Annotated in this window: 23 protein-coding genes; 12 read left to right on the top strand and 11 right to left on the bottom strand. The window is 71.0% G+C overall.

Annotated features, from left to right (window positions below; genetic code table 11):
* Positions 1 to 199: 199 nt before the first annotated feature.
* Positions 200 to 1,483: an iron uptake transporter deferrochelatase/peroxidase subunit gene (efeB, locus tag BCD48_RS18110; RefSeq protein ID WP_071049613.1), complete on the top strand. Its 1,284-nt coding sequence runs from the start codon at positions 200 to 202 to the stop codon at positions 1,481 to 1,483.
* Positions 1,484 to 1,733: 250 nt separating this feature from the next.
* Here the strand turns inward: efeB and BCD48_RS18105 are convergent, their stop codons facing one another.
* Positions 1,734 to 2,588, bottom strand: a complete 855-nt coding sequence (locus tag BCD48_RS18105; RefSeq protein WP_071049612.1) for a TylF/MycF/NovP-related O-methyltransferase — start codon at positions 2,586 to 2,588, stop codon at positions 1,734 to 1,736.
* Between the two features lie 727 nt (positions 2,589 to 3,315).
* On the opposite strand from BCD48_RS18105, the gene BCD48_RS18100 reads away from it, so the two are divergent.
* The 3 genes from BCD48_RS18100 to BCD48_RS18090 all read left to right on the top strand — a co-directional run bounded on the left by BCD48_RS18100 (position 3,316) and on the right by BCD48_RS18090 (position 5,679).
* Entirely contained in the window at positions 3,316 to 4,104 is a 789-nt protein-coding gene (locus tag BCD48_RS18100; protein ID WP_071049611.1) for a TMEM165/GDT1 family protein, read from the top strand.
* Between the two features lie 95 nt (positions 4,105 to 4,199).
* On the top strand, positions 4,200 to 4,847 hold the full coding sequence (locus BCD48_RS18095) for a pentapeptide repeat-containing protein (protein WP_241841823.1): 648 nt from the start codon (positions 4,200 to 4,202) through the stop codon (positions 4,845 to 4,847).
* 424 nt (positions 4,848 to 5,271) lie between these two features.
* On the top strand, positions 5,272 to 5,679 hold the full coding sequence (locus BCD48_RS18090; RefSeq protein WP_071049609.1) for a hypothetical protein: 408 nt from the start codon (positions 5,272 to 5,274) through the stop codon (positions 5,677 to 5,679).
* A 65-nt stretch (positions 5,680 to 5,744) separates the two neighbouring features.
* On the opposite strand, the gene BCD48_RS18085 is transcribed toward BCD48_RS18090, so the two are convergent.
* Positions 5,745 to 6,302: a hypothetical protein gene (locus BCD48_RS18085; RefSeq protein WP_071049608.1), complete on the bottom strand. Its 558-nt coding sequence runs from the start codon at positions 6,300 to 6,302 to the stop codon at positions 5,745 to 5,747.
* A gap of 475 nt (positions 6,303 to 6,777) precedes the next feature.
* On the opposite strand from BCD48_RS18085, the gene BCD48_RS18080 reads away from it, so the two are divergent.
* Positions 6,778 to 7,158 (top strand): STAS domain-containing protein, encoded by a 381-nt coding sequence (locus BCD48_RS18080; protein WP_071049607.1) that lies wholly within the window; start codon positions 6,778 to 6,780, stop codon positions 7,156 to 7,158.
* A gap of 151 nt (positions 7,159 to 7,309) precedes the next feature.
* On the opposite strand, the gene mshD is transcribed toward BCD48_RS18080, so the two are convergent.
* Both mshD and BCD48_RS18070 read right to left on the bottom strand, forming a co-directional pair.
* On the bottom strand, positions 7,310 to 8,344 hold the full coding sequence (mshD, locus tag BCD48_RS18075; protein ID WP_071049606.1) for a mycothiol synthase: 1,035 nt from the start codon (positions 8,342 to 8,344) through the stop codon (positions 7,310 to 7,312).
* A 409-nt stretch (positions 8,345 to 8,753) separates the two neighbouring features.
* Entirely contained in the window at positions 8,754 to 9,500 is a 747-nt protein-coding gene (locus tag BCD48_RS18070; RefSeq protein WP_071049605.1) for a winged helix-turn-helix transcriptional regulator, read from the bottom strand.
* Between the two features lie 158 nt (positions 9,501 to 9,658).
* Here BCD48_RS18070 and BCD48_RS18065 point away from each other — a divergent pair, with 158 nt between their 5' ends.
* From BCD48_RS18065 to BCD48_RS18040, 6 genes are all read left to right on the top strand, one after another.
* Positions 9,659 to 10,615 (top strand): alpha/beta hydrolase, encoded by a 957-nt coding sequence (locus BCD48_RS18065; protein ID WP_083418827.1) that lies wholly within the window; start codon positions 9,659 to 9,661, stop codon positions 10,613 to 10,615.
* A gap of 31 nt (positions 10,616 to 10,646) precedes the next feature.
* Positions 10,647 to 11,036 (top strand): MoaD/ThiS family protein, encoded by a 390-nt coding sequence (locus BCD48_RS18060; protein WP_491677144.1) that lies wholly within the window; start codon positions 10,647 to 10,649, stop codon positions 11,034 to 11,036.
* Between the two features lie 333 nt (positions 11,037 to 11,369).
* Positions 11,370 to 12,458 carry a hypothetical protein gene (locus BCD48_RS18055; protein WP_071049603.1) on the top strand — a complete coding sequence of 363 codons (1,089 nt, stop codon included), beginning with the start codon at positions 11,370 to 11,372 and terminating at the stop codon, positions 12,456 to 12,458.
* 10 nt (positions 12,459 to 12,468) lie between these two features.
* Positions 12,469 to 13,230, top strand: a complete 762-nt coding sequence (locus BCD48_RS18050) for an LmeA family phospholipid-binding protein (protein ID WP_083418826.1) — start codon at positions 12,469 to 12,471, stop codon at positions 13,228 to 13,230.
* 140 nt (positions 13,231 to 13,370) lie between these two features.
* Positions 13,371 to 13,733 carry a DsrE family protein gene (locus tag BCD48_RS18045; protein ID WP_071049601.1) on the top strand — a complete coding sequence of 121 codons (363 nt, stop codon included), beginning with the start codon at positions 13,371 to 13,373 and terminating at the stop codon, positions 13,731 to 13,733.
* Between the two features lie 532 nt (positions 13,734 to 14,265).
* On the top strand, positions 14,266 to 14,478 hold the full coding sequence (locus BCD48_RS18040; protein WP_071049600.1) for a hypothetical protein: 213 nt from the start codon (positions 14,266 to 14,268) through the stop codon (positions 14,476 to 14,478).
* A 289-nt stretch (positions 14,479 to 14,767) separates the two neighbouring features.
* On the opposite strand, the gene BCD48_RS18035 is transcribed toward BCD48_RS18040, so the two are convergent.
* The 5 genes from BCD48_RS18035 to BCD48_RS53800 all read right to left on the bottom strand — a co-directional run bounded on the left by BCD48_RS18035 (position 14,768) and on the right by BCD48_RS53800 (position 17,368).
* A complete protein-coding gene (locus BCD48_RS18035; protein WP_071049599.1) occupies positions 14,768 to 15,067 on the bottom strand; it encodes a DUF1416 domain-containing protein in 300 nt (99 codons plus the stop codon).
* Between the two features lie 2 nt (positions 15,068 to 15,069).
* Entirely contained in the window at positions 15,070 to 15,903 is an 834-nt protein-coding gene (locus tag BCD48_RS18030; RefSeq protein ID WP_071049598.1) for a sulfurtransferase, read from the bottom strand.
* Positions 15,900 to 16,319: a DUF4395 domain-containing protein gene (locus BCD48_RS18025; RefSeq protein ID WP_071049597.1), complete on the bottom strand. Its 420-nt coding sequence runs from the start codon at positions 16,317 to 16,319 to the stop codon at positions 15,900 to 15,902. Before BCD48_RS18025 ends, BCD48_RS18030 begins: the two co-directional genes overlap by 4 nt.
* 190 nt (positions 16,320 to 16,509) lie before the next feature.
* Positions 16,510 to 16,587: an Ms5788A family Cys-rich leader peptide gene (locus tag BCD48_RS56700; RefSeq protein WP_397428671.1), complete on the bottom strand. Its 78-nt coding sequence runs from the start codon at positions 16,585 to 16,587 to the stop codon at positions 16,510 to 16,512.
* Positions 16,588 to 16,771: 184 nt separating this feature from the next.
* Positions 16,772 to 17,368, bottom strand: a complete 597-nt coding sequence (locus BCD48_RS53800; RefSeq protein WP_083418825.1) for a thioredoxin family protein — start codon at positions 17,366 to 17,368, stop codon at positions 16,772 to 16,774.
* A gap of 957 nt (positions 17,369 to 18,325) precedes the next feature.
* On the opposite strand from BCD48_RS53800, the gene BCD48_RS18015 reads away from it, so the two are divergent.
* Positions 18,326 to 18,880, top strand: coding sequence for a nitrobindin family protein (locus BCD48_RS18015; protein ID WP_083418824.1), 555 nt, complete (start codon positions 18,326 to 18,328; stop codon positions 18,878 to 18,880).
* Positions 18,881 to 19,086: 206 nt separating this feature from the next.
* Here the strand turns inward: BCD48_RS18015 and BCD48_RS18010 are convergent, their stop codons facing one another.
* Positions 19,087 to 19,602 (bottom strand): type III secretion system chaperone family protein, encoded by a 516-nt coding sequence (locus BCD48_RS18010; RefSeq protein WP_071049596.1) that lies wholly within the window; start codon positions 19,600 to 19,602, stop codon positions 19,087 to 19,089.
* A 100-nt stretch (positions 19,603 to 19,702) separates the two neighbouring features.
* On the bottom strand, positions 19,703 to 21,079 hold the full coding sequence (gene mshA / locus BCD48_RS18005; RefSeq protein WP_083418865.1) for a D-inositol-3-phosphate glycosyltransferase: 1,377 nt from the start codon (positions 21,077 to 21,079) through the stop codon (positions 19,703 to 19,705).
* Between the last annotated feature and the right edge of the window lie 299 nt (positions 21,080 to 21,378).

The raw sequence follows: 21,378 nt of genomic DNA, 5'->3' as shown, positions 1-21,378 counted from the left end.
GCACCCGGCCGGTCCGGCCAACCGCGTTTCCTGGCCAGTCGTAACAAAGGCGCCGTCTGGCGGCCTAGAGGGCCAAAGGGTGTGCGAAAATGATCTTCCTTCGCACACCCGGCGGCCGTTGTCCCCAGGATCACTAATCGGAAATCGGGCGGTGCCACCGTCCGGGAGGACGCAGGAACAGGAAGCAGAGGTAAAGAACGTGGCTGGGACACGGGTGTCGCGGCGAGGGCTGTTCGGGCTGGCTGGAGTGGCGGCCGCAGGCGCCGCCACCGCCGGTGGCCTGGCCGCCTGCTCGGACGACAAGAACGGAGGGACCGAGGCCGTCCCCGCCTCGGGGAAGCAGCTTGTCGAGTTCCACGGCGCCCACCAGGCAGGGATCGTCACCCCGGCGCAGGACCGGCTGCACTTCGCCGCGTTCGACGTGGTCACCGACAGCCGCGCCGATCTGGTCGAGGTACTCAAGGAATGGACGGCGGCCGCGGCCGCCATGGCCGCGGGTAAGGCGGTCGGCGACGGCGTCGCTGGCGCCCAGGACGCGCCGCCCGACGACACCGGCGAGGCCGAAGGGCTAGCCTCCGGCCACCTCACCCTGACCTTCGGCGTCGGGCCGACCCTGTTCACCACGGCCGACGGCGTCGACCGGTTCGGGCTCGCGAGCCGCCGGCCGGCCGCGCTGGTCGACCTGCCCGCCTTCTCATTCGACGCGCTCGACCCGGCGCGCTGCGGCGGGGACCTCGCCGTCCAGGCCTGCGCCGACGACCCGCAGATCGCCGTGCACGCCGTGCGCAACCTGGCCCGGATCGGCCGGGGCGTCGTCGCGGTCCGCTGGTCCCAGCTCGGGTTCGGCCGCACGGCGTCGACCAGCTCCAGCCAGGCGACGCCGCGCAACCTGATGGGGTTCAAGGACGGCACGAACAACATCCACGTCGAGCAGCCGGCCAAAGTCGACGAGCACGTCTGGGTCGCCCCCAGCGACGAGAAGAGCGCCGGCGCATGGATGGCCGGCGGGTCGTACATGGTGACCCGTCGGATCCAGATGCTCATCGAGCGCTGGGACCGCACCTCACTCGCCGAGCAGGAGACCACCTTCGGTCGCACCAAGGTCGTCGGCGCGCCGTTCGGCCACACCGGCGAGTTCGACGCCGTGGACCTCAAGGGCCGCACGGCGGACGGCGAGCTGGTCATCCCGGCGGACGCGCACATCCGCCTGGCCTCGCCGGACACCAACGGCGGCCATGCGATCCTGCGCCGCGGCTACTCGTTCACCGATGGCAGCGATGGCCTCGGCCACCTGGACGCCGGCCTGTTCTTCATCGCCTTCCAAAGGGACCCGCGCAAGCAGTTCATCCCGATCCAGACCCGGCTGGCGAGCTCGGATGCGCTCAACGAGTACATCGAGCACACGGGCAGCGCGATCTTCGCCGTCCCGCCCGGCGTTGCCGCCACCGGCGGCGACTACTGGGGCCGCAGCCTGTTCACCTGAGGCCGTCCCGTGCCGGACGCTCCGCGCCCGGCACCGGGCGCGGCCCTCGGGCGCTGGGCGCCCTCGCAACCTGGTTCCGGCTCGCGGCATATGACGGTGGCTGACCTATATTCCGGCTGACGACGTGGCTGGTTGGCTCCAGCGCTGAGGCGCCGTCACCAGCTGTGGCTGGTTTGCGCTGCGTCGCTACGGCGTCGCCAGACCGGCCCTGTTCTTGTCTCCGCGGCGAGGACAGGGCCGGTGCGCGGCGTCAGGAGGCCCGGGCGCCGACGGACGACGGGGCCGGCTTCGTCAGCGTGGGGAGCGCGCCAGTGGCTGGGACCACGCCGATCGCGCCGCCCTCCGGGCCGAGGCGGGTGAGCAGCAGCGGGATCTGGTGGTTCGCGATGTAGGCGTCGACGGCCTGCTGGGAGCCCTTCCACCAGCCGTAGTCGTCGATGATCAGAACCCCGCTCGGGCTGATCCGCGGGAACAGGTGCTCCATCTCGTGCCGGGTCGACTCGAACCAGTCGGTGTCCAGGCGCAGCAGCGCGATCTGCTCCGGGGCCCCGCCCGGCACCGTCTCCTCGACCATGCCCTTGACAAAGTGGATCTTGTCGGCGGGGTAGCCGATCCGCGCGACGTTCTCCTTGACCTTCTCCAGCGGCACGATCGACCAGGCCGACGCCGGGTCGTCCGGGTCGGAGTTCGCGAGCAGGTGCTCGGCGGTCTGCCCATCCGGGGCGATGTCGGCGCCGGTCGGTGGCGTCATGCCTTCGAAGGTGTCGAACAGGTAGAGGTGACGCGAGGTGTCGCCGAGCTGCAGCAGCGTGCGCGCAGCCGCCATCGACGAGCCGCCGGCCCACACGCCGCACTCGACGATGTTACCGGGGATCTTGTTCGTCACCAGGTAACGGACGGCCTGGATGAGGCCGAACACCTTCGTCGGGTCGGTCATCGTGTAGGGCGAGGTCTCGCGGATGGTCGCGATCGCCAGGGCATCCATGCCGGCGGAGTCGATCCCGGGACGGCGACGGACGACGTCGAAGCCGGTCTGCTGTACTGCCTTGCGCAGGGTCGACCTCGCCTGGTCGGCGTATGCCTTGACTTGTTTCTTGGAAGCCATGCGCCCCTCCTCGACAACGAGCTGTACGCCTCTCGCTGCGCAGCGGTGCGGCATTCGCGCAGACTCGGCCGGGCGATGATGTCACAGCGGCCTGTGGTCCCTGACAGCCGGTTCTGGTCGAACCGGCACAGGATGCCAGAGCAAGATCTCCAGCCGGACCGGTGGCTCTGTCGCAGGCCACCACGCCCTGGGCGGACTGCCGTGCCGTCCGGTGACGCAACGTGGCGGCCAGAATCCACACCTCCGATGGCAAATGTGTGACCACATGACTTCGGGGTGTCAGCGAGAGTGGCTCACGTCGAGCTTGTGGTGTCGCTCTTGTGGTGTGGCCGGCGTTGGCGTGAACCCTCACCCGCGACCGCTGAGACCACCGGTTCCGAGTGCGGCGAGTGAGGCTGCCGGGCGATCGCGGCGGGCCCGTACTCGGCGGCGGCGGAGCCACGGAAGCGCGGATGCGGAGCGTTGGTTCCGTTCTCCGGTAAACTAGTCATTGAAGGGGAGTAGCCCTGCTGTCTGGCGCTGATGTGCTGGACAGCCCGGCCGTCGACATACTGGCGGCGTCGCGCGTCAGGCCGATCTTGATCGGTCGAAACCCAGCGGCGCAGGCCCGGCGGCCGGGCCTGGTCGATCTTGCGGTCGACCGGGTGGACGAGACCTTCGATCCGGTTTGCATGCCGGGTCGAAGGGACTCGCGCCCCCGGCCCGGCCCGAGAAGAGGGGCCAGGTCGTGAGCCTTACCGCCGCGTTCGTTACCTTCGGCATCATTTTTCTCGCCGAGCTGCCCGACAAGACCATGGTCGCGAGCCTCGTGATGGGCAGCCGCTACCGGCCTCTCTACGTCTGGGCAGGGGTGGCCGCCGCCTTCCTCGTGCATGTCACGCTGGCCGTCGCCGCCGGCAGCGTGCTCACGCTGCTGCCACACCGCGTCGTCGACGCGATCGCGCTGGTCCTGTTCGCCATCGGCGCCGTGCTCGTCTACCGCGAGGGCCGCGACGAGACGGGCGAGACCGATACGACCCGCGAGACCCACGAACGCGACGAGATCCGTGAGAGCGTCGCGGCTGGCACCGTCGCGCCGGGCGCGCCCACGGCGATGCCGGCGGGCGTCCGCGCGTCCGGCGCCGCGGGTGGGCCGACCGCGGCGGCTGGCGCGGGCGCGACTCGCCCGTCGGCCAGCGAACCAGCGCCCAGTGACCTCGAGGTCGCGCCCGAGGAGCGGGAAAGCGCCGTATCCCGCGGGTTCTGGCGGGTGGCCGCGACCTCGTTCACCGTCATCTTCGTGGCCGAGATGGGTGACCTGACCCAGATTTCCACGGCGAACCTGGCCGCCCGGTTCGACTCACCGGTGACAGTCTGGCTCGGAGCGTTGCTCGCGTTGTGGTCGGTGGCGGCGATCGCGATCGCCGGTGGGCGCGGCCTGCTGCGGATCGTTCCGGTCAAGGTCATCACCAGGATCGCGGCGGCTGCCTTCGTGATCCTGGCGATCCTGAGCCTCATCGACGTGATCCGCGGCTGAGCCGCGCGGCGGAGGCCAGGCCGAAAAGCGTCGGAAGCGTCCTGGATGCTGAGGCCATGGCGACCACGCGGCGACGTAGCGACCCCTGGAGTCCGGTGGCACCCGACCTGCCGGCTGAGCCAGCCCGGCCGATCGACGGCGGCCGGGGGCCGGCGGAACTCGTCGAACTGGCGGAGCTGCTCGCCGAGGCGGGCGCCGGTGCCGGACGCGACGTCCGGCTGGTCGGCGTCCGGCTGGCCACGCTGCGGGTGGTCGGCGGCCAGCTTGCCGGCGTGACCCTGCGGGACGTCGCGCTACGGGATGTCGCGCTCGCCGGAACCATCGTCGACGGCGGCGCGGCGACCAGAGTGACGGTCGACGGCGGCCGGCTCTCGGGAGCCGTCTGGGTGGACGGCGAGATCCGCGACGCGCGGCTGACCGACGTACGCGCGGACGGCCTGACCCTGCGGTTCTGCCGGCTGCACCGCTCTCGGTTCGAGGGCTGTGACCTGTCCGGCCTGGACCTGACCCGAGCCCGGCTCGACCATGTCGAGTTCGTCCGCTGCGACCTGACCGGCGTCGACTTCACCGGCGCGACCGTCGCCGCGGCCCGCTTCGCCGACTGCCGGTTCGACCGGGTGGCGGGCGCGAGTGGCCTCGCCGGTGCCGAGATCGGCGTTGGCGACCTCATGGGCCTGGCACCGTCGCTTGCCGCCGCCCTCGGCATCACCATCGTTGCCACCCAGCCGACGGACCGGGGCTAGGCCAGTCGGATGCCCATCGGCCGCCTCATGACGTGACGGGCGGATCGCGGACGTCCAGGCTTGCTGACCTCCCGGCCGACCTCCCAGATCGGTTCCCAGACCTGCCCGATCGCTTACCTCCCAGATCTGCTTCGCAGATCCGGCAGGGACCCTGTCGCCAATCGGGCAGGGACCCCGGATCCGGCAGGAACCCCGTCGCCGATCTGGGAGACCCGGAATCTGGCGCGCTGGCGGTCGAAAACTCCCTCTTGTGTTCAATGGGTGACTTTATCCATACGGAGTGTTTCGACCCGGTGTCCAGGTCTCCCGACCCCGCGTGCTTATATCTGTGCGTCGAGTGGGTCGGCGGTGCTGGGTATCGGGGTTGCGGGGACCGCGCGGCCGGGCCGACGGAGGTCTCCGGGAAGGGCAAGGGAGCCGGGACATGGGTGAGACCGTGGACGACGGTGCCTGCGGCGAGTGGCAGCGGGTGCCGGAGGAGATCGTGCAGCGGCTGGGCGACGTGCCTGGTGCCGCCTACGAGGTGCCTGACGAGGTGACCTGCGCGCTGGAGGCCGGTCACGAGGGCAGCCATACGGCCGTGCTGCAGGGCTGGGGCGATGACGAGGTGTGGCTGCTCTGGACGATGCCGAAGACCGTCGTGATCTCGAGCTGCCGGGCGGACGGGCTGACCTGCCTGCTCCCCACCGGGCACGCCGGCCGCCACCACGTGATCATGGCGGATGTCGTGGAGGACGAGGGGCCGTACTGGGTCGACGACCGCGCGGAGCTCGACGCCCGGCTCGCCTCGAGCCAGGCGGGGCCCGGTAGCGGATCCGCCGCCCCCGCATAGAGACTCTTCTGCCGATCTCTTTCCGGGTCCGCGGGTCCGCGGGTCCCCGGGATCCCGTGGGTTCGCTATGGGCTCGAACGCGGCGTGGCCACGAAGACCAGGACGACGTCGGCGTCGGCACCGAAGTCGACCAGCTCCGCGGACGGCGGCAGGGTGCCGAGCGCGTCGCGCAGCTGGGCGGCGCTCGCCCCTTCGCTGGCCGTGACCGTGTGCATCGCGGCCATGCCGTCCATCTTGATGTTCCCGTCGGGAGCGACGTCGTCCCCGTCCACCGCGCCGACTTCCATGCCTGCCGGCTCGGCGTCGACGAGGTCGTGCGGGCATGGATCCTCGTCCGGGAGGCGGGCCAGGACACGGTCCGCGTGCGCGGCCGTGCCGGCGACGGCCATCGCGGCGGCGGACGACAACGAGTCCGCCAGCCGTTGAGCCTCCACCGGCATCAGGTACACCGCGTTCAGGACGTCCAGCAATGACGACTGCAGCCGCATGACGATGACGTGGGTGCCGTCGTCGATGCCTGGCTGGGTGCCGACCGTGACGACGCTCCCGTCGAGCTCGCTCACGAGGGTGAGCGGCTCCGTGAGGGCGCCCGGCCGGGGGATAAGGGCCTGTTCATCACGCATGGCCCAAAGATCGCATCCCCGCCTGCCCGATCCCACCCCGTGCGGCGGGGAGCTTTTCGCGCGGCCGGCCGCGTCTGGCCAGACGAACAGCGGGGCACGGAGGATCGACGGGTGGTCCGCTGTCGTGCACCCAGCGTCAAAACGATGGGTGAACTCCGCTGACGGGGTGTGAGCTCAGTCGAGACGGGTACGACGCTGCATGGTTGACGGGCCTTGCGTCCCGCTACGTCACCCGATCGAAGTGTCTGAGCCCGATCACCGTCACGACTACGGTGACCCGGGCCGGTGGTTTCGCCGTTCCGTCGTCGGCTAAGTCGGCGCTGTTGCCTGGAGATGGGCTGACGACGGTGGGGAGCTGGATCACGCCCGCTCGGGGCGTGCGCGACGCGAGGCTGTTCCGGTCGCTCCCCGCGCCGCCTGGACAAGGCCGTATGTCCGACCGGGGACGACCCGGACGGAAACCGAGGCGGGAGCAATGATCATGAGACTGCGTGTCGAAGTTACGGGTCCGCATGCAATCGTGATCTGGCCCGAGGGAGACGTCGATTACTCCTGCCTAGATCCGCTGCGAGAAGCCCTCGTGGACGCCCGGATGGCGGGTGTCAGGGAGATCGTCGTCGACTTCACCGATGTGGGGTTCCTGGACTCGCAGGGCCTTGCTGTCATCCTTTACGCCCACCGACGGCAGCGTTCCAGCGGTGGTCGACTGATCCTGCGCAACCTCAACGACACGGCTCGACGTCTGCTGCACGTGACGAACCTGACCACCGTGCTCGACGTCGAGGGCGGGGTGGGCGAGCCGCCGACGGCGTCGGCGGCCGCTGCCGCGCCGCGCACCGCCACCCGTGGCGAGTGACCGGCACGGGGGCCCGAGCCCGTACGGGAGCTCGATCCCGGTAGATGCCTGATCGGCATAACGTCGTGGCCGGTGGTGGGCTCCGAGCGACAGGGCCCGCGACGTGGCGGCAGGCGCCGCCGACGCGCGGCTGGCGTGTCAGCCGGCCGTGTCAGTGACCGGGCCGGCCGACGGCGACGTGCCGGCGGTACTGCGCGTCAACGGCGTGACGGGTGAAGCCGAGACGCTCATACATCCGCACCGCGCGGGCGTTGTCCTCGTCGGTGTAGAGCATCACCGTCGTGAGGCCACGGTTGCGCAGGTGGCGCAGTCCAGCCAGGGTCAGGGCGCGGCCCAGTCCCCCACCCGCGCGGGAGGGGTCGACTCCGACGACATAGACCTCTCCGATCGGAAGTGCCCGGCCCGGCCCGGCCCGGCCGTCGGGCGGTGTCGGGTCCTCGGCGTGCACCTTCGTCCAGTGGAAACCGACCAGCTCACCGTCCCGCTCGGCCAGGAAGAAGCCCGCCGGATCGAACCACGGCTCCGCTTCGCGCGGCAGCAGGTCCTGCTCGGTCCAGCGGCCCTGCTCTGGGTGGCTGGCGAACGCGCGGGCGTTGAGCGCGAGCCAGGCCCGCTCGTCGCGGCCTGGTTCGAAACACCTCACGGTCACGTCCGCGGGCCACGTCGGCTCGGGTAGCTCCTCGCCCGCGGACCCCGCGTCGGCGACTAGCGGACGGCGTAGCTGCAGCAGCACCCGGCCACGCTCGAACCCCCCGCGCGCGGCGAGCGCGGCCGCGGCCGCCGAGTCGCCGTGTGCCCAGATGTCCAGCGTCGCCGGACTCGCGGCGGCGGCAACCTCGGCCGGTGACTCGCTGGCCACCCGTTGGACGAGGGCGTCGACGAGGGCGGACCCGACTCCCCGGCGCCGCAGGTCCGGGCGGACGACCAGCTCCGCCTCCCACGCGCCACCCCCCGCATGGGCGAGGTGCGCATACCCGGCCACGTCGCTCTCCGGCGAGGCCGGGTCCGGGTCGGCCGCGAGCAGGTGGAACCGGCCTGGCGCCGGGCTCGACCCCGGCCTGACCGTCAGGGCGACGTCATCGGAGACCGGTCCGACGCCGTCGGCGGCATGCGCGGCCGCGACGACCGATTTCACCCCGTCGGATTCGGCCACCGTCAAACTGTCCGACCAGCCCAAAGACGTCACAGGCAGACGGTAGCCACCCCAATGGCGAGACGCACCCGCCGAGCACTCGCCCCAGGACGACCGCGCGGGCGCGAAGCGTCGAGCCCGCGCGGTCGTCATGTGACGTCTGTTGGTGAGCGGTCCATGCAATCCGGCCATGGTAGGGAACCGCGCCTCTGCGCTGGTGCCAGCGCACCCATGTCGTCAACCCGCAACCAGGTGAACCACCGCCATGAGCCTGTGCCCGGTACCACGGTGGGGAGCAGGGTCCCTGCCGGATCGGCGACAGGGTCCTGCCGGATCCAGGGTCCCTGCCCGATTGGCGACAGGGTCCCTGCCGGATCTGCGAAGCAGATCTGGGAGGTAAGCGATCGGGGAGGTCTGGGAGCCGATCTGGGAGGTCGGCGATCTGGGAGGTCAGGCTTAGCGCCTAGACGCGCTCGGGGGTGCGGATCTCATCGCGCTCGAGGCGCCCGGCGCCGTTCGAGTCGGGCAGCGGGGTGATCGGCGGGGCGACGAACTTGTAACCGACGTGGCGCACGGTACCGATCATCGACTCGTGCTCGGCACCCAGCTTGGCGCGCAGCCGGCGGACGTGGACATCCACCGTGCGGGTGCCGCCGTAGTAGTCGTAGCCCCAGACCTCCTGCAGCAGCTGGGCCCGGGTGAAGACCCGGCCCGGGTGCTGGGCGAGGTACTTGAGCAGCTCGAACTCCTTGAAGGTGAGCTCGAGGGGCCGGCCACGCAGCTTCGCCGAGTAGGTCGTCTCGTCCACGGAGAGGTCGCCCGAGCGGATGACACCGGCCTCCGCGGTACCGCCGGCGGCGGCCACCCGGCCGATCGCGAGCCGCAGCCGGGCCTCGACCTCCGCCGGGCCCGCCGTGTCGAGTACCACGTCGTCGACTCCCCAGTCCGCCGACACGGCGGCCAGGCCGCCCTCGGTGACCAGGGCGAGCAGCGGGGTGGTCAGGCCGGTGGTGCGCAGCAGGCGGCACAGGCCACGGGCGATGACGAGCTCGCGACGGCCGTCGACAGCGATGACGTCGACCGGCGGGGCGTCGAGCAGGGCGCTGGCCTCCAGCGGGGCGACGCGCACGGTATGAGTGAGTAGTCCGAGTGACGGGAACGACTCGGCGGACGGACCGGGCGCGTTGGTGAGCAAAAGGACGACGCTCAAGACGACTCCTCCATGCGAGGCGGATGGTGGTGGGGCAGCGTCGACCCAGGTAGTGCCGAGTGGCCCGCACTTGGCCTCAGAAGGCACAAGTCGAACCCCGGCGTCTCACGACCGTCATGGGCATGAAACGCACACCGGTACGTGAGGAGGATAGCGGAGTGTTCCACCGCGCTCCCACCGTCTACCGGCTTCTTCCGACGGCCGATGCTGAGATCCTGGCCACTGCCTTTCTTGATCACGGCTCTTTGGTGGGGTCCGTCATCCCGCCGCCCGCGGTCGTGCTGGTTCCGGGCTTCTCCGGGACGATCCGCCGGCCGGCTGTACGGTCCGTGGCGGAGGGCCTGCGGTGGCACGCAAGCGTGGTCATGGTCGAGACGCGCGGCCACGGAAGGTCGACGGGTACGTGCACGTTCGGCGACCGTGAGGTCCTCGACGTCGACGCGGCCGTCGGTGAGGCCAGGCGGCTCGGGCACGAGCGGGTCGTGACCGTCGGCTGGTCGATGGGCGGTGCCGCGGTGGTCCGGCACGCGGCGCTCGCGAGTGAGGAAACTCCCGTTCACGGACACCGGCTGCGCAATCGTCCGGACGCGGTGGTCACGGTCAGCGCGACCAGCCGGTGGTTCGTGCGCGACACCGCTCCGCTTCGGCGCATCCTCTGGATGGCCGAGACACGGACCGGGCGGTTGATGGCGAGGACCGTTTTCGGGGTGCGTATCCCATCGCGGCCCTGGCCGGAGCTCCCCTCCGAGCGTCCGCCGGCGCCAGTCGACCTGATCGGCCAGGTGGCCCCGACACCGCTGCTGATCGTGCATGGCGACCTGGACGGGTACTTCACTCTGGATCATCCGCGGGCGCTCGCCGCGGCCGCCGGTCCGCGGGCCAGGCTCTGGATCGTCCCTGGTTTCGGACACGCGGAGACGGGTGTGGTGCCGGGACTCGTCGACCGGATCGGGAGGTATCTCCCGTACCTCCTGGACGGCCACCGGCATGACTCCATGTTCAGCATGGATAACGTGTGGGAAACGTCAGTGAAATATATCGGCCACGGGCCCGGGTCGCCGCCCAGCCCTGCCGCCGCGCGCCGGGTCGTGCTGGACGGTCCAGGCGGGCCCTGAGCGAGACGAACCTCGCGGATGGCGAGACGCGATGCGCCGAGGCGCGGCGCCGGCCTCCGCGCTCCGTGAGGCCGCCGCATGGGAAGTGCGCCACCCTGTGGCGGGGTTACGTCGAGTGGTGCCGAAGTGCTCCGGCTGCGGAAGGGTGATGGGCTACTTGTCGGATGTGACGGAAGTTACTGTCCGGTATTGGGCCGCCGCGCGTGATGCGGCCGGGGTGACCGAGGAGCGCCTGACGGCCGACACGCTGGCCGCGGTGATCGAGGCCGCCGTCGGCCGGCACGGCCAGCGGCTCGCCGACGTGCTGACCCGGTGCTCGTTCCTCATCGACGAGAAGCCCGCGGGCCGGCGAGACCCGGCCACGCTGGCGCTGCGCCCCGGCAGCGTCGTGGAGGCACTCCCGCCCTTCGCCGGCGGCTGATCAGCGGCTGAACCGGCCCGGCCGATCTTTTCGGTACTGGTTCTCGGTGAACGGGCTTGCCGGGCTGCCTGGTGGCGTCCGCGTCCAGACCTGGCTCAAAACAAGCGTCCTGGCAGGCGGTCCGGGGCCGGCCCCGGACCATCGATGATCGATAGAGGATGTCGAGCAGGCGGCCAGCTGGTGACGTGACAGCATGAGGGGGTGCGTGCCCGCGATCCACGGACCTGCGCGCCCGCCGGATCGGCGGGCGCCGAGCCTTCACCAGACCCATCGTTCCCGGAGTCGTCGGCCTTGCCGGCCGGGGGCCGGGCCGCCCGCGCCGGCGGATGGTGGGTGACGGCCGCGCTGCTCGGCGCGGCACTGGCCGCTGCCCTCCCGGCCGCGGCCGCCATGGCCGGTACCCCGGCGCTGGCCGCCGTGCTGCTCGCCGAACAACTGGCGTTCGGCTGGGCCTGGGTTGTCGTGCTGCGCGCCTCCCGGCCGACGGTGCTGCTGCTTACCGCGGCGGCACTGACCGCTGACGGCGCGGTGCTCGGCGCGGCGCGGCACGACCTCGGCAGCCTCGCGGGTGTCGTGGGCGCCGGGATCGCCGTGGTGATCGTCTACCAGCTGGTCCGCCGCCACCGCGTCGGTGCCGTGCCCGCCGCGACGCAACCGGCCTCACCGGAGGGCTTGGCGCCGACGACGCGGACGGCATCGACCGCGTCGGGCACGTCTGCTCCGCCGACGCCGACGCCGACGCCGACGCCGACGCCGACGCCGACGCCGACGCCGGCTCGGGTGACGGGTGAGCTCGCCGCCGCGCTCGGCGGCGGCACCCTTGTGGCGTTTCTCGCCGGACTGCTCGCGTTGCGGGCTCAGCCGGAGTCGGCCGCGCCGGGTGACCTTCTCGTCGCCGTCGGGCTGGCCGGAGCCGGCGGGGCCGTGCTCGTCGCCTGGCTGACCGGCCTGCTGGGTGCCGGGACGCTGGTGGCCGCCGGGCTTGGCCTTGCCGCTGGTACGGGTATGGGCGCGGTCTACGGCGCATACGTGGATGAGCTGTCGGCTGGCTCGGGCGCGCTGCTCGCGGCGGCCGGTGCGCTCGCCGCGGCGGTGATGGGCGTACTGATCGCGCGCGCCAGCGCCTCCTCGCCAGCAGCCGCGTCCCGTCCGTCGGCGGGCGCGGCGGTTCCGCCGGCGGACGGGACGCGACCGGTTCCGGCCGCGCGGGCGGGCGCGGCGTCTGGGAGCGTGGGCGTGCGGGCGTGGCGGGCCGGCCGCGGAGCACTTGGCGACCTGCGCTCACCAGTCGCGCCGCTGCTGTCGGGCGGGGTCCGCGTCGGCCCGATCTCGGCCAGGCCGGTTGCGACGGCGTTGCTCGCGGCGGTAGCTCCGCTGACCATCGCGGCACCGCTCATCTATCTGGTCGGACGGCATCTGTAAGGATAATCCGGTGGGCAGTCGGGCAATCCGGATCACAGTTGGCGTCGTTGTCGTTCTGCTGGTGCTGTTGTTCATCGGGGACAGGGTCGCGGCCCGGGTGGTCTCCGGCCAGATAGCGACCGAGGCGCAACGCAGCCAGAACCTGCCAACCAAACCGTCGGTGTCCATCGGCGGCGTGCTCTTCCTGCCCCAGGTCGTGCGTGGCGACTACCGGGACATCGACATCGACGTGCGCGGCAGCGTCCAGAACGGCCTGCGGGTCGACCGGGTGCGTTCGCATCTGGACGGCGTGCACATCCCGCTGTCCGACATCATCGGCGGCAACGTCAAAAAGATCCCGGTCGACAGCCTCGACGCCGACGTGGAGGTGACCTACACCGACCTCAACGCCTACCTGGCCGCTCAGGGCATGAAGCTGACGGTCGCCCCGGCAGGTTCGGCGATCCGGATCGGCGGCACGGCGAACGTGTTCGGAACGGACTACCCGGTGGAGGGCACGGCGAGCATCGGCGTGGAGCCAGCCGCCTTCACCATCACCCCGAGGGAACTGGCTCAGAGCGTCACGTCGGTGCTCCCACCCGAGTGGCACGACCAGATCATCAAGCTGCTGACCGTCAGGATCCCGGTCGAGGGGCTGCCCTTCAACCTGAAACTGACAGCCGTCGATGTTCTGCCCGACCGCATGCGCTTCAGCGCCGCGGGCGAGCACGTCATCCTCGACACGACGACCATCCCGACAGGTACCACGACGACGCTGTCGCCAGCGGGCTAGTAGGTCCTGTCTGACGGCCTCCGGCCACGCGAGGCTCCGCCATCATCGCCGCAGGGGTCCCCGGAAGATCGGCGCCAGCCGATCTTCCGGGGGGAGCGACTTTGGCCTAGGCCGCGGCGACGGCGGTGGAAACTGGTCGCATGAGTCGATCGCTCGTCATCAAGGTGACCGCCGGGATGGATGCGCCGGAGCGCTGCTCACAGGCGTTCACCGTCGCCTCCGTGGCGGCCAGCAGCGGCGTGGACGTATCGCTGTGGCTGACCGGTGAGTCGGCCTGGTTCGCGCTGCCGGGCCGGGCAGCCGAGTTCAGCCTGCCGGAAGCGGCGCCGCTGCCCGACCTCCTTGAGGTGGTGCTCACGGCCGGTCGGGTAACGCTGTGTACGCAGTGCGCGGCCCGCCGTTCGATCGGCCCAGATGACGTGATCGACGGGATCCGGATCGCGGGAGCCGCCACCTTCGTGGCCGAGGCCATGCAGGACGGCGTACAGGCCCTCGTCTACTGAGGCAGGGCGCTATACGCGCCTGCCTCATGTCGGGCGCCAGGGCGCCCTCCCCGCGTGGTTCCGGATACAGGTGTATGGCGGTGGCTGGTCTGGCGTGGGGGCCGGTGTGGTGGTTGCGTTGGCGCTGCGCCAAAGCGCTGGCACCAACCGGGTGGGCGTTGGTGTACGCCGCCGCTGATGGATGGCTTGGTCACACTGGTACGGACCACAACGGGGACACTCGGTGCCCTCCCCGCGTGGTTCCGGATACAGGTGTATGGCGGTGGCTGGTCTGGCGTGGGGGCCGGTGTGGTGGTTGCGTTGGCGCTGCGCCAAAGCGCTGTTGAGGCGGGGCGCTGTGCGCGCTCGCCTCATGCCGGGCGCTGGGCGCCCTCCCGCGGTGGTTGCGTTGGTGCTGCGCCAAAACGCTGCCACCAAACGGGTGGGCGTTGGCGTACCCGCTGATGGATGGCTTGGTCATGCTGGTACGGACCACAACGGGGACACTCGGTGCCCATCCCGTGACTTTGCGTGGATGAGGTTAGATGATCATATGATGTCCGAGGCGCAGAGTCTGTACGCGGTGATTCAGTACGACGGCGCCGGACGCCAGGACGTCCGGCAGGTTGTCGCGCCCTTTCCCGACCGCGGGGCCGCCGCCACGTTCGCCGTCGACAACGAGATGCGACATTTCACGGTCCGCCCGATGGTCCTCGCGGCCCCACCCGGACCGCCCTCGATCCCCACTCCGCGCCGCCCCACGTAGGCGAGCTCTCGCGGATCTTTGTTCGATCGGACGCGTCGCGCCGGTGGCCGCGGAGAGCTGAAACGTGACGAAGGCGGTAGAGGGTCCACCCTCTACCGCCTTCGTCTTTCGTGCCTGTGAGACCCGGCCACCCGGGGCGACGGCGCATTGGCGCAGCGCCAGCCGATCCACCTCGTCAGCCCGGAATCAGGCCGGCCACCGCCACACACCTGTACCGGGCACCACGCAACGAGGACGCTCAGCGTCCGAGAGGCAGGGCGGCGCGTTCAGCGCCCGTACGCCGCACGCCTCAGGCCGAGATCTCGACCTGGGCGTCGACCGGCTCGCCCTGACGGGCGAACACTTTCTGCTCGCCGCTTCCGCCTGGCACCAGTGCGCGCACGGTCCAGGTACCCGGGCGGGCGAAGAACCGGAACTGGCCGGTGGCGGACAGTGGAACCTCGGCGGTGAAGTCGCCGCCCTCGTCGAGCAGCCGCGCGTAGCCGGACGACACCGGCTCGCCGCCCTTGACGACGATCCCCTGGATCACGGTTTCCTTGGCCACGTCAATTCCTTCCGTCGACGGCCCGCCAGCGATGGCTCCGCACATGCTCAGGCGCCCTTCTCGATCGGCACGCCGACCAGCGCCCCGTACTCGGTCCAGGAGCCGTCGTAGTTCTTCACGCCCGGCAGGCCGAGCAGCTCGTGCAGCGCGAACCAGGTGTGCGCGGAACGCTCACCGATCCGGCAGTAGGCGATGATCTCCTTGGAGAGGTCGACGCCCGCCTCGTTGTAGAGGGCGGTGAGCTCGTCGTTGCTCTTGAAGGTGCCGTCCTCGTTGGCGGTCTTCGCCCACGGGATGTTCTTCGCGGTCGGGATGTGCCCGGCCTTCTGCGACTGCTCCTGCGGCAGGTGCGCCGGGGCGAGCAGCTTGCCGGAGAACTCGTCTGGCGACCGCACGTCGACGAGCGCCTTCTCGCCGATCGCGGCGATGACCTCGTCGCGGAAGGCGCGGATGTCGGTGCGCGCCTCCTTGGCCTTGTACTGGGTCGCCGGCCGCCCCGCGACCTCGGTGGTCAGCTCGCGGCTGTCGAGCTCCCACTTCTTGCGGCCGCCGTTGAGCAGCCGGACGTCGGCGTGCCCGTAGAGGCTGAAGTACCAGTAGGCGTACGCGGCGAACCAGTTGTTGTTCCCGCCGTAGAGCACGACGGTCTGGTCGTTCGAGACGCCCTTGCCGGACAGGAGGGCCTCGAAGGCCTCCTTGTTGACGAAGTCACGGATGACCGGGTCCTGCAGCTCGGACTTCCAGTCCAGCCGGACGGCGCCCGGGATGTGGCCCTTGTCGTACGCGGACACGTCCTCGTCGACCTCGACGAACACGACCGACGGGTCGGTCAGGTGCGCCTCGGCCCATGTCGCGTCGACCAGTGCCTGCTCGCGGCTCATGCGCGCGCTCCTCTCGCGGTAGTGGTTCGGATGAACAGATAAAGGTGACAACCGAGGCAAAACTCGAAGGCGGCGTTCAGGAAGGCGGCGGCGAAGGCGAAGGCCGTTGCCACATAGCCCAGCACGTCGAGCCCGGTCAGGAACCCGACGACGCCGACAGCGGCGAAGACGGCCCCGACGGCCTGGGCGAACCGAGGCGGAGCAGGGTCCTCGGTGGTGGCCGGAGGCCCCAGCCGCGGCCTGATCAGGCGCCGGAAGACCAGCGCGTACGGTGCGCGGCGTACGCCGCCCAGTGCGCCGACGGCGAAGACAGCCAGCTGCGCCAGCAGCACCCATGGATTGGCGGTGACCAGGGCGACGGCCAGGACGACCGTGGTGATGGTCGCGGCAAACCGCAGACCTCTGGGGTCAACCACAGGGATCTTCTCCTGATAGGCGGGGCGGAGACGGGTAGGGCCGGGTCTGCCGTCGCTGTGGCGGGTGCCCGCCTGGCCGCTGGCCCCCAGACCGCCGATCTGCCGGTTCGGCTTCGCCGATCTAGCAGGAACCTTGGCGTCGGTCTGGCGGGCACCCGCGGGCCGCGGGCATGCCTGGGCTAGTGCCCAATCAGGAAAGTCGACACAAGCAGCTGCTCACGCGGCAAAGGTCCACCGCGCGGCGCTTGATCAGGTGTGTCGAGAACATAACGGTGCCACGTTAGCAGCGAACGTCACGCAGGTGTTAACGGTTGTGGCCCGAATCGAGTGATTTTTCCAGAGGCCGTCCCGTGGCTGTCCCCCGGGGGTGGGGTGATGCCCGTTCTCCCGCGGCGTCCAGGGGCGGAACGGGCCGAGTGGCCGGTGAGCAGGCGCTGGACTCAGCCGCGCCACTACGGCTCCATGGGTTCGGACTCGGTGGCGACCGGGCCCAGCGCGGCGATCACGGCCGCCCGGCTCGGCGGCGCGCCGCTCGCCCTGCTGATCTCCCGCGCATGACCGTCGAGCACCAGCACCGTCGGCGTCCGGCGGATCCCCAGCTGGCGCACCAGCTCGAGGTTGTCCTCCGCGTCGACCTCGACATGCGCCACGCCCGGCACGATCCGAGCCACGTCGGCAAGTACCGTCCGGGTCGTTCGGCAAGGCGCGCAGAACGCGGTGGAGAACTGCAACAGCGTGGCCCGCTCCCCGGCCTCCCGGCCGAGCGACGTGAGCTCGCCCGCGAGCGACTCGGTCGGTGGCGCCACCGGCGGCTCAGCAAGCGTCATGGTCGCGGCGGTTACCGGCGGGTCCTCAGCCGTCGGGTCCTCAGCCGGCGAGCCGGCCGGGTCCGAGGCCACGTCTTGGTACTCCGCGCCGCCGAGGGCGGTCGTGGGGCGTCCGTTCCGCGCGCCGCGCGCCGGCCGGAAGCGACCGTCCCGACGACGCAGGGTCACCCCGATCGCGGTCGCGACGACGACCGCCGCCACCAGCGCCCACAGTCCTGTCACGACAGCCACAATGACCGCCGGCCGCCCCGGAATTCCCAGCAACGCCCGCACGAGCCTCGCTCCCGGCCGAGATGGTTTTGGCGGGGGTCGGGGTGGAAGGTTGTTTCTGGTTCGCTCCGTGCGGGCGGCGCGCTCCGGCCCCGTACTCGCTTCGCTCCCACGGGACCTCCGCGCGCCGTCCTCCTCCGCTCACGTGCGCTGCGGCGACCTCCGCTGCGGCCCCCCTACGTCGCTTCGCTCGTAGGAGGGCCTCCGCGGAGGCGCGCCTCCGCGCCAGCTCGGTCGCCTCTCGCTTGAACGGAACCAATCCAGGACCGGCCCGATCCGGGGGCCAGACCCTTGCGGGAATCACGTCGCTTCGCTCGTGGACTCTGGGCTGGGGCTGGTCGCCTTCCGTACCGATCAGGCACGAAGGCCACCCCACGAGCGAAGCGACGTGGCCCCGCAGGTGCGTGCTGTGGTCTCGCGACGGTCAAGCGTGACGCACCCGAGCTGGCGCGGAGGCGCGCCTCCGCGGAGGCCCGGCCACGGAGCGAAGCGAACGTGGTTGGGCCGCAGCGGAGGTCGCCGTAGCGCACGTGAGCGGAGGAGGACACGGCGCGGAGGTCCCTTGGGAGCGAAGCGAGTAAGGGGCCGGAGCGCCGTGCCCGGACGGAGCGAACCATCAACACAGCTGCCGGTCGCCACCAACCGGATCCCGGTCCCTTAAGGTCGTGAGGTCGTCCAACTACGCCGTTCGGCAGATTTGGCGGGAGCGCCGTGCAGTACGTCTTCACAGGACTGTTGGCGGCGGCCGCGCTGCTGATCGCGTGGTGCTCGGTGTACGTGGCCTACAGGCTCTACCAGGGCCAGCGCTGACCTGCCCGAAGCCGACCTGCCCGAACAGGATGCGATCCTGCCTCTCGGGCATGCCCCAAGGATGCCGCCGACAGGCGCCGTGACGCGAGGAGAATTCAGGTGGCGAGCACGACCGGCCCAGCGCGGAGCGGGGCGTCGGTCCCAGACCTGCACCCCAGCCTCGCGCCGTTGGCCTTTCTGGTCGGCACCTGGCACGGCGAGGGTGTCGGCGGCTACGAGGACCTGCCGGACTTCCGCTACGAACAGGAGATCACCTTCCTGTCGGCCGGCCGGCCGGCGCTCGCCTACGCGTCGACGACCTGGTGGGCCGACGAGCCGCGCGACGGCCGTGAGCCGGGGAGCCCGCTGGCCACCGAGACCGGCTTCTGGCGGGTGCAGGACGACCCGGACAAGCCTGGCGGCAGGATCGTCGAGGTTGCCCTCGCTCACCCGTTCGGCATCGCCGAGATCTACGTCGGCACGCTGGACGGCACCAGGATCGAGCTGGACTCGAACGTCGTCATCCGGACCGCGACCGCCCGCGACGTCACCCGTTCGGTCCGGCTCTACGGCATCGTCGAGGGCGGCGACCTCGCCTACGCGATCGACATGGAATCCGGCGGCAAGCCGCTCCAGCCCCACCTGTCCGCCCGGCTCCGGAAGGTCGAGGACTAGGCCGTGTCTGACGGCCTCCGGCCACGCGAGGCTCCGCCATCATCGCCGCAGGGGTCCCCGGAAGATCGGCGCCAGCCGATCTTCCGGGGGAGCGACTTTGGCCTAGGGCTGGCCTCGAGTCCTGGCTGATCGGAAGGGCTGTACCCCCAGGGGGTCCGGGTTCCTCCCGGATCCGTGACAGGATCCCCCTCGGATCCGCGAGGGGTCTAGTCTTGGGCGCGGGCGGCTCGGGCCTCGGTGGCGACCTTGGCCCGCCAGGCCTTCTCCCGGGCGACCGCCTGGGCGAAGCCGAGCGCGATCGCCGGGTCGAAGTTCTCGTCGGCGTAGGTGCGGGCGCAGCCGAGCAGCCGGTCGATCTCGTCGGCGTTGACCGCCGTCAGCGGTACCTGGCCGGTGAGGAAGATGTCGCCGATCCGGTCGATGGAGAAGTGCACGCCGTAGGTCTTCGCGTTACGGCTGAGCAGGAACCCGTAGGTCCCGGCGACGTTCTCCGCCGGCTTGCGCATGAAGAACGCCTCGACGAGCAGCGTGTGGTCCTGAACGACGACCCAGGTCATCGTCCGCAGCTTGTGTTCGCCTTCGAGCGTGACCAGGAACGTTCCGACCCCGGGGTGCTCGTAGGCCAGCCCCAGATCGTCGAGCGCGTCCTTGATCACTCCGTCCAGCCGGGCGCGCTCAGCCTCGTCGATCCGCCCCACTGTGCCCACAGATGTCACGGTCATGACCGAGAACCTTCCCTGGTTTTGACCGCTCATACTGCCGGTCCTGGTTGCCAGCGGCGTGCTTGGCCGGACGTGGACCACTCGACGTTCGGCGTGCTGTTCAGTGTGCGCTGCCAGTCAGCCTGCGCCGTCCGCGCGACCGTGTCACCGGCATCGGCATCGGCACCGAGACGCCTGGCGCGGGGGAGAGAGCGGCGTCGTAGGCGGTGAGCACGCCCGCCGCGGTCGCCGACCAGCCGAAGCCGGACGCGTGGGCTCGGGCGCCGGCCGACAGCCGGCGCCGCCAGCCGGGCTGGGCCAGCAGCCTGGCCAGTACGTCCGCGTACGCGGACGGGTCGCGGTCCCCGACCAGCACCCCCGAATGCCCGTCGGCGACGGCGGTGCGCAGCCCACCGACGGCGGCGGCGACCACCGGCGTGCCACAGGCCTGCGCCTCGATCGCGACCAGCCCGAAGCTCTCGCTGTGGCTGGGGACGATGACGGCGGTGGCCGCGCGGAACCAGTCGGCGAGTTCGGCGCGCGGCACCGGCGGGCGAAACAGCATGACATCGGAGATGCCGAGGTCGGCGGCAAGCTTCACCAGCGCGTCCGGTCGGTCCAGCCCGCTGCCGCTCGGCCCGCCGACCACGGCGACGGTGAGCGACTCGCGCAGCCGCCCGTCGCGACGCAGCAGTTCGGCCGTGGCGTGCAACAGCAGGTCGGGCGCCTTCAGCGGCTGGATACGCCCGACGAACAGCAGCAGGTGACCGTCCGCCCGGATGCCGATCCGTCGACGTGCCGCGGCCTGCTCGCCGGGCCGGAACACCTCCAGGTCGACGCCGGGCGCGACCACGTCGACCGCGTGCGGGTCCGCCCCGTAGAGCTCGACGAGGTGGCGGGCCTCCTCCGTGGTCGAGGCAACCAGCCGGGTCGCGGTGGCCACCACCTCCTGCTCGCCGAGCACCCGCGCTGTCGGCTCCGGAAGGTCCCCCGCGGCCAGGGATCGGTTCTTGACCTTCGCCAGGGTGTGCGCGGTGTGGATGAGCGGAGCACCCCAGCGGCGGGCCGCGGTCAGCCCCACCTGGCCGGAGAGCCAGTAATGCGAGTGGACCAGGTCGAACCAGCCGGGCTCGCGCTCCGCCTCGGCCCGCAGCACGTCCGCGGTGAAGGCACAGATCCAGGCGGGCAGCTCGGCGCGCTGCATCTCCTCGAAGGGGCCGGCCGGCACGTGCCGGACCGTCACTCCGGGATGGAGCTGCGCGGTCGGAGGCAGGCTGCTGCTCGTCGCCCTGGTGAACACCTCCACCTCGGTGCCCAGCGCGGCGAGCTGGCGGGAGAGCTCGACGACGTAGACGTTGAGGCCGCCGGCGTCGCCGGTGCCGGGCTGCTCGAGCGGCGAGGTGTGCATCGACAGCATCGCGACTCGACGGGGTACGAGCGGCCGGGCGTGCTGTTGGTGGCTCGGGGACGGTTCGCCTCCGCCTGCGACCAGCTGCACGACCACCTCCACACCTACCGCGAACCGGCCGTCGGGCACTGCCCCGTTGTCAGGCCGCTTCAGCGTTTGTTACTCGGATATTGCTGACCCGGGAAGGTGCAACATGCGCATCTGGCCGGGCATGCCCGGGCCCATCTCGGCGGCCAGGGCGACCGGCCGCGGGCGGCCCGTCCCGGTAGGCCGACTGCCCACCTTAAGCGGGTTATGACACCACTCCGGCCGTTTTGGTGGGCGCGATCCTCCTCACGTTGGCGGGCATCCGTCGCCTGGTCGCGGCGCGTCATCGGTCACGGGCGGCG

The organism is Pseudofrankia coriaricola (genome assembly GCF_001854805.1).
Lineage (GTDB): Bacteria > Actinomycetota > Actinomycetes > Frankiales > Frankiaceae > Pseudofrankia.
The sequence above is the reverse complement of the archived record's forward strand: the minus strand, read 5'-3'. Positions and strand labels throughout refer to the sequence as shown.